The following is a 13729-nucleotide window of genomic DNA, read 5'->3' as shown; positions in this document are numbered from 1 at the left end:
AAACTGTCGGTATGAGTGTCGAGGATCCGTACCTGTGGCTGGAAGACGTGACCGGCGAGGAAGCACTGGACTGGGTGCGCGCCCGCAACGGCGAAACCCTCGCCGAGCTGACCGCCGGCGAACGTTTCGCGGAGGTCCGCGACGAGCTGCGTGAAGTGCTCGACGCCGACGACCGGATCCCGTACGTGCGCCGCCGCGGCGAGCTGCTCTACAACTTCTGGCAGGACGCGAGCCACCCCCGCGGCCTGTGGCGGCGGACCACCCTGGAGTCCTACCGGCAGGCCGAGCCCGAGTGGGAGCTGCTGCTCGACGTCGACGCGCTGGCCGAGGCCGAGGGTGAGAACTGGGTCTGGCAGGGCGCGACCGTGCTGCGGCCCGGGTACGGCCGTGGCCTGGTCGAGCTGTCGCGCGGCGGCGCCGACGCCACGGTGGTCCGCGAGTTCGACCTCGACGCGCACGAGTTCGTCGACGGCGGCTTCACGCTGCCGGAGGCGAAGACCCGGATCGGCTGGATCGACGAGGACCGCGTCTACGTCGGCACCGACTTCGGCCCGGGCACGCTGACCAGCTCGGGTTACCCGCGGCTGGCCAAGGAGTGGCGCCGCGGCACCCCGATCGAAGCCGCGACGCTGGTCTACGAGGGCAAGGCGGACGACGTCTCGATCGGCGCGTCCCACGACCCGACCGAGGGCTTCGAACGCGACTTCGTCAGCCGCGCGATCGACTTCTACCGCTCCGAGCTGTACCTGCGGACGCCCGGCGCGCTGGTCAAGATCGACGTCCCGGACGACGCGAGCGCGTCGCTGCACCGCGAATGGCTGCTGGTGCGGCCGCGGACGGCGTGGACCGTCGGCGGCACGGAGCACCCGGCCGGCTCGCTGATCGGCATCCTCTTCGACGCCTTCATGGACGGCGACCGGGCCTTCACCACGTTGTTCACGCCCGACGCGCACACGTCGCTCGACTACTGGGCCTGGACGCGCAACCACCTGCTGCTCGGCCTGCTGCGCGACGTCCGCACCGAGCTGCGCACGCTCACGCCGGGCCCGGACGGCTGGCAGGAGGAACCGCTGTCCGGCGGGCCGGAGTTCGGCAGCGCGGACATCTTCGACACCGATCCCGACGTCAGCGACGAGTACCTGATCAACTCCAGCGGGTTCCTCCAGCCGTCGACGCTCAGCTACGGCCACGTCGGCGAAGAGGTCGAGGTGCTGAAGCAGGCTCCGGCGTTCTTCGACGCTTCGGGGATGGACGTCGCGCAGTACTTCGCGACGTCGGAGGACGGCACGAAGATCCCGTACTTCGTCGTCCGGCCCTCCGGCGCCGAAGGCGGCCCGACGCTGCTGACCGGCTACGGCGGCTTCGAGGTTTCGCTGACGCCGTCCTACAGCGGGATGATCGGCCGCGGCTGGCTGGCGCGCGGCGGCACGTACGTCGTCGCGAACATCCGCGGCGGCGGCGAGTACGGGCCGAGCTGGCACACGCAGGCGATCAAGGCGCAGCGGCACCGGGTGTACGAGGACTTCGCCGCCGTCGCCGCGGACCTCGCCGAGCGCGGCATCACGACCCCGGAGCGGCTCGGCATCCAGGGCGGCAGCAACGGCGGCCTGCTGATGGGCGTGATGCTGACGCGTTACCCGGAGCGGTTCGGCGCGATCGTCAGCCAGGTGCCGCTGCTGGACATGCGCCGCTACCACCTGCTGCTGGCCGGCGCGTCGTGGATGGCCGAGTACGGCGACCCGGACGAGGCCGCCGAGTGGGAGTTCATCTCGAAGTACTCTCCGTACCAGAACGTCCACAGTGGAGTGTCCTATCCCCCGTCGTTGTTCGTGACGTCCACAAGGGACGACCGCGTGCACCCCGCCCACGCCCGCAAGATGGTGGCGCGGATGCGTGAGCAGGGGCACGACGTCCGCTACCACGAGAACATCGAAGGCGGCCACGGCGCCGCGGCGGACAACGAGCAGCTGGCGTTCAAGTGGGCGCTGGTCTTCGAGTTCCTGTGGGAGCAGCTCACGAAGCACTGAGCCGTTGGTTGCCGATCCGACCACGGTCACGGCCGGATGGCTTTCGTGGCAACGGTTACCTGCCGCTCAGGAGCCGGCCTGCTTCAGGCCGGATCAGTAACGCGGGCGAGCACGACGCCGCCGACGATCAGGGCCAGCGCGGCCACCCGGCCGAGACTCAGCGGGTCCTTGGTCACGACGACGCCGAGCACGATCGCGCCGACGGCGCCGATCCCGGTGAACACCGCGTAGGCGGTGCCCACCGGGACGGTGTCCATCGCGCGCGAAAGCAGGTAGACCGCCGCCGCGCACAGCACGAAGCACAGCAGCGTCGGCCACGGCTTCGTGAAGTTCTCCGTCGGCTTGATGCTCTGCGACCAGGCGATTTCGACGAGCCCGGCACAGATCAGCGTCAGCCAGCCCATCAGATGCCGCTGAGCGCGCGGTCGCGGGAGGCCACCCGGTCGGCTTCACGCGCGGCCAGGTGCGGGTCGACCAGGGCGTTGGTCAGCTCGGCGTGCACGAACCGGACGTCGGCGACGTCGTAGTGCCCGGCGATGAAGTCGCGCAGGTAGGCCTCGTGGTGGTCGAACGGCGCCCGCGGGGTGCCCGGCGCGTACGTCCCGCCGCGGGCGCCCGCGATGACGAACGCCTTGCCGCGCAACGACATCCGCGGGAACGTCACCTGGTCGATCCATGCCTTGAGCGCGGCCGGGATCGAGAAGTTGTACATCGGTGCGCCGATGAGGACGACGTCGGCTTCGAGCAGCTCGGCCAGCAGCGGCTCGACGATCGCCCAGGCTCGCTTCTGGCCGGGGGTTTCGACGACGTCGGCGTAGCGCGCGGGCGCGGTGATCCCCGCGGTCAGCAGCGCGTCACAGATCTCCGTCCAGGCCTCGCCGATCACGGGGACGGGGTCGGCGGCGAGGTCGCGGTAGGTGCGGGTGCCGTCCCAGGCCGCGGCGTAGCGCGCGGACAGCTCGCGCGAGAACGACGTACGACGGGCGCTGGAGTCGAGGTGCAGCAGGTGGGTCACGGTTCCTCCTCAAGTGGACGCGGTGTCCACTTGAGGCTAACTGGACGCCTCGTCCGGATATTCCCTAGGCTGGCGCCATGCCCGAACGCGCCGACGCCGCCCGCAACCGCGCGAAGATCCTGGCGGCCGCGGAGGAGCTGTTCGCCGCCCGCGGCGCGGCGGAGGTGACGATGGAGGACATCGCGCGCGCGGCCGGCGTCGGCCGGGGCACGCTCTACCGCCGCTACCCGGACCGCGCGGCGATCGCCGTGGCGCTGCTGGACGAGCACGAACGCCGGCTCCAGGAGTCGTTGCTGCGCGGCGCTCCCCCGCTGGGCCCGGGCGCGCCCCCGGCCGAGCGCCTGGCGGCCTTCTACGCGGCGATGGTCGACCTGCTGACCCGCCACGTGCACCTGGTGCTGGGCACGGAGGTGGGCCACTCCCGCTTCAAGACGGGCGCGTACGGCTTCTGGCACACGCACGTCCGAGTCCTGGCAGCCGCGGCGCACGCCCCCGACCCCGATGTGCTGGCCGACGTCCTGCTGGCACCGCTGGCGCCGGAGCTGTTCCTGCACCAGACCGGCCAAGGTGTGACGCCGGAGCGGATCACGGCGTCTTTGCGGGCCCTCGCGGCCAGGACATTGGGTCAGGACGGCTGAGGAGAGACCATGCCGCACACCGACGGATCCAGCAAAACAGTGCGATCCGACCTACTGACGAAGTTGCTGCTCGACCTCATTCACAAGCTGGCGGCCGACGATGAGGTCAAAGCAGCCGTCAGGGACATCATCGAACACACGGACAAGCGCTCCAGCGGCGGCAAGACCCTGCTTGACCTGACCAAATTCGCCCGGCGCGAAGCGCTCAGGAACGACGACCTCGAAACCGCTGAACGACTGGACGATCTCGCAGGGCATTCGACCGGCCGGATCCTCACCGCGGATCTGGACCGCAAGTACCACCTCTTCAGCCATTCCCGGACTCACCACATCGACGCGATCGAGCTGGCGATTTCCAATGCCTACCTGCTGGGCAGGCACCGCGCCGAGCAATATCTCCAGGAAAACCCCGGCGCGACCGGCGCCGACCTGGCGGGGCACTTGAAGGACCTGAGCGAAACCTCGATAAAAGTGGTCGAGGACCGGGAAGCAGGAAACTACCGGGTCCTCCGACTCGACACCGAAAGCCAAGTGTGGCTGGCGGAGGTCCTAGCCAGGCGGCTCGGTTTCGAAGATTCGGCTCCGGAGCCGCCTCCTTCCGGCCCACCGGCCGATGTCAGCCTGTCCACCTTGGTGGAAGCAGCTCATCTTCGGCTGCGCAAGGAAAAACTCGCGGAGATCCGCAGAGTCGTCGAAGATCGCTACAGCAGAGAGGCCCACCTCCAGCAGGCCGTCAGCGGATCGTTCTGGCTGTTCGGCGGCAGCCACATCGGTGAAGCCGGACGACGCAGGTACGCGACCGGCACCGAGGTGGACATCCCGCTGCTCCGTCCCGACGGCTCACTCCACATCGTCGAACTCAAGCTGGCCACCGCCCGCTTGGTGAAGCGCTACCGGACCGGGCTCATCGTCCATCCGCTCGTCCACGAAGCCACCAGCCAGGTGATGAACTACTTGCGTGCCTTCGACGAGAACCGAGGCGACATCCTGGCCCGGCACGGGCTCGACCCCCGCCGTGCGACGGGGACGGTGGTCATCGGGCACCCGATGTTCCAGCCCGAGTTCTCCGAGCAGGAGATCGCCGAGACGCTCCGGACGTACAACGCCGAGCACAGCCGGATCTCGGTGATCAGCTACAAGGAGCTCCTCGACAACGCCGAACGAACACTCACGCTGTCCGAACCACCTGGCTAGAAGAGCCCGCGCGGCCTGGCCCGCTTCGGGACGTGACGCGGCTTCGGCTCGTCACCGCGGATTCTCGCGAGGGCGGCTTCGAAAGCGGTGACCACGTCGGCGACGAAGACGAGCCGGCCGACACCGAGCTTGCGCAGCGCCCGTCCGTGGTCGGCGGCGACCGTGATCGTCACGCCGAGCAGGAGGAACCGCCAGGCACCGAACACCAGGGCGCGCGCCGGCTTGCCGAGTGTCTCGAAGCCGAGCCGGAGGCGGTGGCAGTGGAAGGGCACGTGCCGTTCCTCGTCGGCGAGGATCAGGCCCGCTACCCGCGTGACGAGCGGGTCGGCGGTGCCGTCCCGCAGCGCCCGGTAGTAGCGCAGCGCCACGACCTCGGCGATGAGCAGCACCATCAGCTCTAGCCGCAGCCCGAGCGCCCGCCGCAGCCGCACGAAAACGGTGTCGGACCAGTGGCTCGTGATCGTCGGCACGCCGGCGGCCCGCAGCAGTTCCCCGAGCATCCGGGCGTGGTTCTGCTCTTCGGCGACGAAGAGCTTCACCGCGGCCAGGTAGACAGCATCTCCTCCCGCGGCCTTCGCGACGAGGTTGGCGCCGTCACCCGCCTCGCCGACCTGGAACCGCTGGATGCTCCGCGCGACGTCGGGATCGAGCCGGGCACCCCCTGACCACGGCGGTTCCTCGCGCAACCGTCGGCGGCCGGCCTCGCTTTCGAAGTCCTCGAGCCAGTGTCGGTGGGTCATCGCGTCGATGATGCCCGGCGGCTGTGGACGACGTGGGCCGTTCCGGTGGAGATCCGGTGAGGATCAGCGCTCGTACGCCGCGACGAACGGCCTCGGGTCGAACCGCAGCCGGCTGCGGCCGACGGAGTGGACCAGGTTCTGCCAGAACCGGTCGAAGGTCAGCGGGGCGCGGACCGAGTCGAGCATCTCGTGGATCTCCGGCCGGGCCAGCGCCAGCCGGGCCGCGGCGATCTCCTCCGAGTAGATGACCTCGTCACCGGCGGCCGAGAGCTCGGCCGGGGACCCGGCCCCGGCGTCGGCGACGGTCCACGCCGGCGCCAGCTGCTTCTGGTGCCCCGCGGGCATGCCGTCGACCACGCTCGTGTGCGCGGCCAGCGGGCCGGCGAGGCCGAGGTCGTCGACCAGGATCTCGTCGCGCGGCAGGAGCAGGCCCGGGAACCCGAGCGCGCCGGGTGTCGAGACCACGGTGTGCGTCGCCGGGTAGGCCACCCACGTCAGGTTCACCGACACCGCGACGGACGGGCCGGGGAGGTGCGCACGGGCCGCGAGGATGTCCTGCACGTACCCGGGCAGGAACTTGGCGTCTTCGGCGGCGATCGGGTGTGCCTGGCGCGTGGAGTCGACCCAGAACACCCGGGCGTCGCTGATGCCGTACGCGCCGATCTTGTGCTGCGCGGCCGAATCCGGGCGCAGGCCGACGGCGCTGGTGACGGTCCAGGCCAGCACGGCCAGCACGAGCGCGCCCGTCCACCGGGTCAGCGGGACGACCATGACCGGCAGCAGCAGGCAGGTGAGCACGGGCAGGAGCATCCGGGCGTGCATGTAGTCGCCGCCGACGCGGGTGACGTACAGCCCGAGCAGGATCCCGGAGGCCACCGGCGTGAGAGCGGCCACCAGCGTCCGGCGCTCCAGGCGCCGCAGGACGGCCACGGCGACGACGAGCAGCAACGCGACCGGGACCAGCAGCCAGTAGGCGGCGAACAGGTCGACGAGGTAGAACCAGCCGCGGTCCCAGCGGGCCTGGGTCGCCTCCTTGGCCAGCGCCGTGTTGGGCGTGATCAGGCCGTAGTAGCCCATCCGGAACACCTGGTACGCCACCGGAAGGAGGCCGGCGAGCCCGAGCCAGCCGAGCGCGCGGCGCCACCCCGGCCGGGTCACGGCCAGCAGCGCGGCGAACGTGATCGCGGAGACGAGGGCGAACTCGGGGCGCACCAGCGGGCCGCAGCCGAGCAGCAGCAGGGTCGGCCAGGTCCGCACCGGGGCGCCGGTCGCGTGGCGCACCAGCTGCCACCACACGAGCGACAGCCAGAGCGTGACGAGCCCGGTTTCCAGGCCCGACGTCGCGAAGTCCCAGAAGGGCGGCAGCGCCAGCACCACCAGGCCACCGGCCGGCACGACCCGCCGGGCCGGGAACAGGCGCCGGGCCCCGTCGAGACCGAAGAACAGCCCGCCGACGGCGGACACCAGCCCGAGGACGACCGCCACCCATTCCAGCCGGAGCCACGGCTGGAGCCCGCCGACGGCCAGGACGTACGTCCACAGCGTGCTGGTGTTGGCCTCGACCCGTTCCCCGGCGTTGAACACCGGGCCGTTGCCGTGGAGGAGGTTTTCCACGGTGCGCAGGGCGATCAGGCCGTCGTCGCAGACCCACCGGCGCTGCCAGGCGAGGAAAGCGAAAACCGCGAGCACCAGCGCGCTCGACCACCAGCGGGCAAATCCCTTGCGTTGCGGTGTTTCCCGCGGTCTCGGCGTCGTTTCGGCAGCGACAAGCGAGGTCATCGAGCGATCCCTCCCCGGATCCACACGAAAGCGCATGACCAGGGAGAACAGCCTTCCGTCCCCCTGCGCCGCAGAGATTAACTCGAACGAGTGAAACCGGAACAAGGGGGTCGAAAGTGTCGAATATGTTAACTGAAAAACACGGTTATCAGTCTCATGAAGGCCAGAAAATGCGGGCGATATCGTTCTCGGGTGCGTTTTCCGTCGTTGCGCCCCGGCGTCCGCCCCATCTGGCCTAACATCGGGAGGATGCCGATCACCCCGCGGTTCGAAGCCCGCATCCCGGCCCAGGACCTGGCCCGCGCCCGCCGGTGGTACGCCGGGAAGCTCGGCCTCGAACCGGCCGAGGAACGGCCCGGCGGCCTGCGCTACGAGAGCGAGTCGGGCGTGTTCTGCCTCTACACCTCCGCCGGCGCGTCCGACGGCTCGTTCACGCAGCTGGGGTTCTACGTCGACGACGTCGAGGCGGCGGTCGCCGAGCTGCGCGCCCGCGGCGTCGTGTTCGAGGAGTACGACGGCTGCGTCGGCGGGATCATGGACATCGAGGGCAACTACCCCAGCAAGGGCCGGGGCGAGCGGGCCGCGTGGTTCCGCGACAGCGAGGGCAACATGCTCGGCATCGCCGAGATCGTGCGTTAGCGGGCGCCGAGCACCACGGCGGGGGTCCAGAAGAACACCTTCGGGTCGCCGAGCCCGGACGCCGTCAGCCAGCGGGCGGCTTCGCGGGCGTCGGCCTCCGCCTGGATCAGGCCGTTGCCGGCCGGGCGGATGCCCGTCGCGGCGCGGACGTCGTCGACCAGGCCGCCGAGGCAGGCCCAGGAATGCCAGGTTCCGAAGTCGAACCCGATCGGCTCGAAGCCGAGGACGTGCCCGCGCGACAAGGGGAACCGGTGGCACAGCCGGTCCGGCAGGCCGCCGCTGCCCCGTAGCCGGCCCGCGGCGGCCAGGTCGGCCAGCAGGCGTTCGACGTGCTCCCCGGGAACCCCGGCGGTGAGCACCGTTTCACCACGGGACGCCGCGTTCGCGAAGTCGCCGAACCAGTCGTCCCAGCCCGGCTCGGCCGGGACGAGGTCGACGAGGCAATCGCTCACCGACAGCCGCTGCGCGCCGCCGGCGACCGCGGCGTGGCCCGCGAACACGAAGTCGTCGATCACGACTCCAGTGTCCCGGGCCACGCAACGGGAAATGGTCAGCTGCAGCCGGAGGTCGCGCCGCAGCCTTCGCAGGCGTAGCACGAACCTGCCGGGCGCATCTTCGTTCCGCACGTCATGCACAGCGGGGCGTCCGCCGCCTTGCCGAGGCGGAGCTCCATCAGCTCCGTCGTCGTCTGGGCTTCGCGGTGCGGGTGCTCGGGTTCGTCCGCGTGCGGCTCCGGCGAGGAGTCCACTGTGGAGCGAAGAGCCTCGACGTCGACGCCGCCGTAGCCGGCTTCGACCTCCGCCGCGCGCTCGTCCGCGGACAGGATGCCCAGCTGCGCCCGCTTCTGGTCCGGCAGGTAGTCCAGCGCCAGCCGGCGGAACAGGTAGTCCAGCACGCTGGTGGCGATCCGGATGTCCGGGTCGTCGGTCATCCCGGCCGGCTCGAAGCGCAGGTTGGAGAACTTCGAGACGTAGAACTCGAGCGGGATGCCGTACTGCAGGCCCACCGAGATCGACATCGAGAACGCGTCCATCACCCCGGCCAGCGTCGAACCCTGCTTGCCGAGCTTGACGAAGATCTCGCCGAGGCCGTCGTCCGGGTACGAGCCCGCCGTCAGGTAGCCCTCCGCGCCGCCGACGGTGAACGACACCGTCTGACTCGGGCGCTTCTTCGGCAGGCGCTTGCGCACCGGCCGGTACTCGACGACCTTCTCCGGCTCGGCCGCGGCCTTGTCCTTCTTGCCGGTGGACAGCGGCTGGCCGACCTTGCAGTTGTCGCGGTAGATGGCCAGCGCCTTGAGGCCGAGCTTCCAGCCCTGGAAGTAGATCCCCTCGACCTCTTCCACCGTCGCCGACTCCGGCATGTTGACGGTCTTCGAGATGGCGCCGGACAGGAACGGCTGCACCGCGGCCATCATCCGGACGTGCCCCATCGGCGCGATCGAGCGCTCGCCGACCGCGCAGTCGAACACCTCGTAGTGCTCCGGGCGCAGGCCCGGCGCGTCCACGACGTGGCCGTTCTGCGCCACGAACTCGACGATCGCCTCGACCTGCTCGGCCTGGTAGCCCAGCGCCTCCAGCGCGCGCGGCACCGTCTGGTTGACGATCTGCATCGAGCCGCCGCCGACGAGCTTCTTGAACTTCACCAGCGAGAAGTCCGGCTCGATCCCGGTGGTGTCGCAGTCCATCATGAAGCCGATGGTGCCGGTCGGGGCGAGCACCGACGCCTGCGCGTTGCGCCAGCCGTGCTTCGTCCCGATGTCGATGCCGCGCTTCCACTCCTCGGTCGCCAGCGAGCGGACCGCGGCGTCGTTGGCGTGGTAGGTGCGGACGAGCTCGTTCGCCGCCGCGTGCTTGCGCATGACGCGCTGGTGGGACTCGGCGTTGCGGGCGTACCCCTCGTACGCGCCGACGGCCTGGGCCAGCTCGGCCGAGCGCCGGTAGGACACGCCGGTCATCAGCGACGTGATCGCCGCGGCGAGCGCGCGCCCGCCTTCGGAGTCGTACGCGTGGCCCAGCGCCATCAGCAGCGCGCCGAGGTTGGCGTAGCCGATGCCGAGCTGGCGGAACTTCCTGGTGGTGTCGGCGATCGGCTCGGTCGGGAAGTCCGCGAAGCAGATCGAGACGTCCATCGCGGTGATCACGAACTCGACCGCGCGGGCGAACAGCGGCGCGTCGAACGTGCCCTCGGGCGTGACGAACTTGAGCAGGTTCAGCGACGCCAGGTTGCAGCTCGAGTTGTCGAGGTGCATGTATTCGCTGCACGGGTTGGACGCGGTGATCCGGCCGGACTCCGGGCAGGTGTGCCAGTCGTTGATCGTGCCGTCGTACTGGATGCCCGGGTCGGCGCACTCCCACGCGGCCTGCGCCACGGTGCGGAACAGCTGCTTCGCGTCGGTCCGCGAGAGCTCCTCGCCGGTGAGGCGGGCGCGCAGCGCGAAGTCCGTGTTGTTCTCGACGGCCCGCATGAACTCGTCGGTCACGCGGACCGAGTTGTTCGCGTTCTGGTACTGCACCGAGGAGATGTCCGCGCCGGAGAGGTCCATGTCGAACCCGGCGTCGCGCAGGACCTTGATCTTCTTCTCTTCACGCGCCTTGGTCTGGATGAACTCTTCGATGTCCGGGTGGTCGACGTCGAGCACGACCATCTTCGCCGCGCGCCGGGTGGCGCCGCCGGACTTGATGGTGCCCGCGGACGCGTCGGCGCCGCGCATGAACGAGACCGGGCCCGAGGCGGTGCCGCCCGAGGTGAGCAGCTCCTTCGAGGACCGGATGCGGGAGAGGTTCAGCCCCGCGCCGGAGCCGCCCTTGAAGATCAGGCCCTCTTCGCGGTACCAGTTGAGGATCGACTCCATCGTGTCGTCGACGGCGAGGATGAAGCACGCGCTGACCTGCTGCTTCGACGCCGTGCCGACGTTGAACCAGACCGGGGAGTTGAAGCTGAAGACCTGGTGCAGCAGCATCCAGGTGAGCTCGTGCTCGAAGATCTCGAGGTCCCGCGGCGAGGCGAAGTAGCCGTGGTCGCGCGCGGCCCCGACGTATGTGTGCACCACGCGGTCGATCAGCTGCTTGAGGCTGCGCTCGCGCTGCGGGCTGCCGACGGCGCCGCGGAAGTACTTGCTGGTGACGATGTTCGTGGCGTTGACCGACCACGACTCGGGGAACTCCACGCCACGCTGCTCGAAGTTGACCGAGCCGTCGCGCCAGTTGGTCATCACGACGTCCCGCTGCTCCCAGGTGACCTGGTCGTACGGGTGCTCGCCCTCGGTGGTGAAGACACGCTTCACGCTCAGCCCGCCGGCGGCCTTGTTCTTCTTGCCGGTGGCCGCCCTGGCCCCGGTCCCCACGGTTTCGGTCATGGTCGAACCCTCACTCCCGCAGCGGGACGGTCAATCGCCGTCGTCGCGCTGATCGCTCTCCTTCGGCGCAGCAGCACCCGCGATGGCCTCACGAAGGTCGGCGATCTCCTTCTCGAAGTCCTCGACCGAGGAGAACGAGCGGTAGACGCTGGCGAACCGGAGGTAGGCGACCCCGTCGAGCTCACGCAGCGGGCCCAGGATCGCCAGGCCGACCTCGTGACTCGGGATCTCGGCCAGGCCCGCGGAGCGGATCGACTCCTCCACGCGCTGCGCGAGCTGCTGCAGCGCGTCGTCGTCGACCGGACGGCCCTGGCACGCACGCCGGACCCCGCTGACCACCTTGTCCCGGTTGAACTGCTCGGTGACCCCGGAACGCTTCACGACGGCGAGCACCATCGTCTCCGAGGTCGTGAACCGCCTTCCGCACGACGCGCACGAGCGCCGCCTGCGGATCGCCTGGCCTTCATCCACCTCTCGGGAGTCGACGACCCGAGAGTCCGCATGCCGGCAGAACGGGCACCTCATCCGCCGATCACCTTCCCCTCCGCGCCGGCCGCCCCGGTCGACGTCCCGGCCGCCACGCGCGGCCGTGCTGCGACCATCGGGCACCCCTGCACCCTGGTGATCGACATGTGGACATCCGGTGGGTAAGAGCCGGTCAACTGTGGACAACTGCTGCCCAGTCTACCCCAACCTGTGGACCAACTACAGCGGTGTAACTACTACATATAGCGGCAGAGAGTAGAACTCGGGACTGGCCCGCGCAAGCGACACGACCGGACAGGACCTCGCCCGGGTGAGGGTGGTTGACGGCACCCGCGAGTCAGGGTGCGGGAACGGCAGCCGGGTCGGCCACGGGGACCGTGAGCGGCAGCCCGGGCACCAGAACGGCCTGGTCCAGGCGATTGAGCTCCTTGATCCGGGCGACAACCGCGCCAGTGTCACTGTTCGGCGCGAACCGGGCAGCCAGCGCGGACAGCGTGTCGCCCTGCCCGACCGACACCGTGGCGGTCGACTCGGGCACCGGAGCACCCGCGCCACCGCCGCCCAGAAGACCCAATCCGGTGACCACGAGACAGCTCGCGACGGCGAGTGCGGCGAGCCACGGCCACCGCACCGGCACCCGCCGCGGTGTCGCGCAGGGCGCGCCGGCCGGCCGGCGTCCCGCGACGACCCTCGCGCGCGTCGGCGGGCGCTGCACCTCACCGCGCCGCCCGCGCAGCACGCGCACAGGGCGGGGTTGCGCCGGAACCGGGGTCGCCGGGCGAGCCGGACCGCGTTCGGCCAGAATGGACATCCGAACCTCCTCTAAACCCTGGTGTCCGCCTGATCCGGCGAACCGGCTGCGGTTCGGGGATCAAGGTCGAACAGGCGTTCTATCGAACGTCCGTGCGAAGGTCTACCACCTACCACCGACAAAATCGAGCGGACACGGCGTGTCGATCGAACAGATGTTTGAAATCGCCGTGCCCGGAGGCTAACGTCGGTGACCAGGGCATCTGCCGGGCAGATGCCGCCGGCCAGGCTGCCCGCACCCCGTGGGCGGCGGCCGGCGCGCATACGTGCAGCGAACGTCTGGGAGGCGACGCAAGTGGCGAAGGAGAACAAGGCGGGCAGGACCAGTGGGTCCCCCGGGGGCACCGGCAAGGTGGCCTCGATGCCCGAGGTGTACGACGTCGACGAGACCCTCACCGTCCGCCAGCAGCAGGTTCTCGACGTGATCCGCGGCTGGGTCAGCCGCTTCGGCTACCCGCCGAGCGTGCGCGAGATCGGGGAAGCGGTGGGCCTGACCTCGACGTCGTCGGTCTCCCACCAGCTGCGGGCGCTGCAGCGCAAGGGTTATCTGCGCCGGGACGCGAACCGGCCGCGCGCGGTCGGCGTGCTGTCGGCGACCGACGACAACCCCATGGGCATCGAGATGGACCAGCAGCCGGTCATGCCGAAGGCGGCGTACGTGCCGCTGGTCGGCCGGATCGCCGCCGGTGGCCCGGTGCTGGCCGAGCAGTCCATCGAGGACGTCTTCCCGCTGCCGCGGGAGATCGTCGGCGAGGGCGAGCTGTTCCTGCTCAAGGTCACCGGCGACTCGATGATCGACGCGGCCATCACCGACGGCGACTGGGTCGTGGTCCGGCAGCAGCCGGACGCGGACAACGGCGAGATCGTCGCGGCGATGATCGACGGCGAGGCCACGGTCAAGACGTTCAAGCGCAAGAGCGGCCACATCTGGCTGATGCCGCACAACGAGGCGTACGAGCCGATCCCCGGCGACGACGCGACGGTGCTCGGCAAGGTCGTGGCGGTCCTGCGCAGGCTCTGAGAAGCGAAAACGGTTCCGGGTC

The 13729-nt window shown here is 70.1% G+C and carries 13 protein-coding genes; 5 read left to right on the top strand and 8 right to left on the bottom strand.

Translation table 11 applies throughout. The annotated features are described in order from the left end of the window. Positions 1-11: 11 nt before the first annotated feature. Entirely contained in the window at positions 12-2027 is a 2016-nt protein-coding gene (locus ACIOD2_RS27845; RefSeq protein ID WP_400544061.1) for a prolyl oligopeptidase family protein, read from the top strand. Positions 2028-2110: 83 nt separating this feature from the next. On the opposite strand, the gene ACIOD2_RS27840 is transcribed toward ACIOD2_RS27845, so the two are convergent. Further along, positions 2111-2431 carry a DMT family transporter gene (locus ACIOD2_RS27840; protein ID WP_400544058.1) on the bottom strand — a complete coding sequence of 107 codons (321 nt, stop codon included), beginning with the start codon at positions 2429-2431 and terminating at the stop codon, positions 2111-2113. Next, positions 2431-3042, bottom strand: coding sequence for an FMN-dependent NADH-azoreductase (locus ACIOD2_RS27835; protein WP_400544055.1), 612 nt, complete (start codon positions 3040-3042; stop codon positions 2431-2433). The genes ACIOD2_RS27840 and ACIOD2_RS27835 overlap by 1 nt, the downstream gene beginning before the upstream one ends. A gap of 77 nt (positions 3043-3119) precedes the next feature. On the opposite strand from ACIOD2_RS27835, the gene ACIOD2_RS27830 reads away from it, so the two are divergent. Both ACIOD2_RS27830 and ACIOD2_RS27825 read left to right on the top strand, forming a co-directional pair. Continuing rightward, positions 3120-3680 carry a TetR/AcrR family transcriptional regulator gene (locus ACIOD2_RS27830; protein WP_400544052.1) on the top strand — a complete coding sequence of 187 codons (561 nt, stop codon included), beginning with the start codon at positions 3120-3122 and terminating at the stop codon, positions 3678-3680. A gap of 9 nt (positions 3681-3689) precedes the next feature. Then, the gene (locus ACIOD2_RS27825; protein ID WP_400544049.1) at positions 3690-4874 is read left to right on the top strand and encodes a Shedu anti-phage system protein SduA domain-containing protein; all 1185 of its coding nucleotides are present in this window, start codon (positions 3690-3692) and stop codon (positions 4872-4874) included. On the opposite strand, the gene ACIOD2_RS27820 is transcribed toward ACIOD2_RS27825, so the two are convergent. Further along, on the bottom strand, positions 4871-5614 hold the full coding sequence (locus tag ACIOD2_RS27820) for a ferritin-like domain-containing protein (RefSeq protein WP_400544046.1): 744 nt from the start codon (positions 5612-5614) through the stop codon (positions 4871-4873). The genes ACIOD2_RS27825 and ACIOD2_RS27820 overlap by 4 nt on opposite strands. Before the next feature lie 63 nt (positions 5615-5677). Then, on the bottom strand, positions 5678-7393 hold the full coding sequence (locus ACIOD2_RS27815) for a hypothetical protein (RefSeq protein ID WP_400544043.1): 1716 nt from the start codon (positions 7391-7393) through the stop codon (positions 5678-5680). 249 nt (positions 7394-7642) lie between these two features. Here ACIOD2_RS27815 and ACIOD2_RS27810 point away from each other — a divergent pair, with 249 nt between their 5' ends. Next, positions 7643-8032, top strand: coding sequence for a VOC family protein (locus tag ACIOD2_RS27810; protein ID WP_400544040.1), 390 nt, complete (start codon positions 7643-7645; stop codon positions 8030-8032). Here the strand turns inward: ACIOD2_RS27810 and ACIOD2_RS27805 are convergent. From ACIOD2_RS27805 to ACIOD2_RS27790, 4 genes are all read right to left on the bottom strand, one after another. After that, complete coding sequence (locus ACIOD2_RS27805; RefSeq protein WP_400544038.1) at positions 8029-8547, bottom strand: hypothetical protein; 519 nt, start codon at positions 8545-8547, stop codon at positions 8029-8031. The two genes, ACIOD2_RS27810 and ACIOD2_RS27805, sit on opposite strands and share 4 nt — an antisense overlap. A 35-nt stretch (positions 8548-8582) precedes the next feature. Further along, positions 8583-11390 (bottom strand): vitamin B12-dependent ribonucleotide reductase, encoded by a 2808-nt coding sequence (locus ACIOD2_RS27800; RefSeq protein WP_400544035.1) that lies wholly within the window; start codon positions 11388-11390, stop codon positions 8583-8585. A gap of 30 nt (positions 11391-11420) precedes the next feature. After that, positions 11421-11915, bottom strand: a complete 495-nt coding sequence (gene nrdR / locus ACIOD2_RS27795; RefSeq protein ID WP_328442711.1) for a transcriptional regulator NrdR — start codon at positions 11913-11915, stop codon at positions 11421-11423. A 298-nt stretch (positions 11916-12213) separates the two neighbouring features. Beyond that, the gene (locus tag ACIOD2_RS27790; RefSeq protein WP_392762394.1) at positions 12214-12687 is read right to left on the bottom strand and encodes a LysM peptidoglycan-binding domain-containing protein; all 474 of its coding nucleotides are present in this window, start codon (positions 12685-12687) and stop codon (positions 12214-12216) included. 360 nt (positions 12688-13047) lie between these two features. On the opposite strand from ACIOD2_RS27790, the gene lexA reads away from it, so the two are divergent. Then, on the top strand, positions 13048-13707 hold the full coding sequence (gene lexA, locus ACIOD2_RS27785) for a transcriptional repressor LexA (RefSeq protein ID WP_400544030.1): 660 nt from the start codon (positions 13048-13050) through the stop codon (positions 13705-13707). The last annotated feature ends 22 nt before the right edge of the window (positions 13708-13729 follow it).

This window comes from Amycolatopsis sp. NPDC088138 (genome assembly GCF_044741685.1).
Classification (GTDB): Bacteria; Actinomycetota; Actinomycetes; order Mycobacteriales; family Pseudonocardiaceae; genus Amycolatopsis.
Note: the sequence above shows the minus strand (reverse complement) of the source record. Positions and strands in the feature narration are given on the sequence as shown.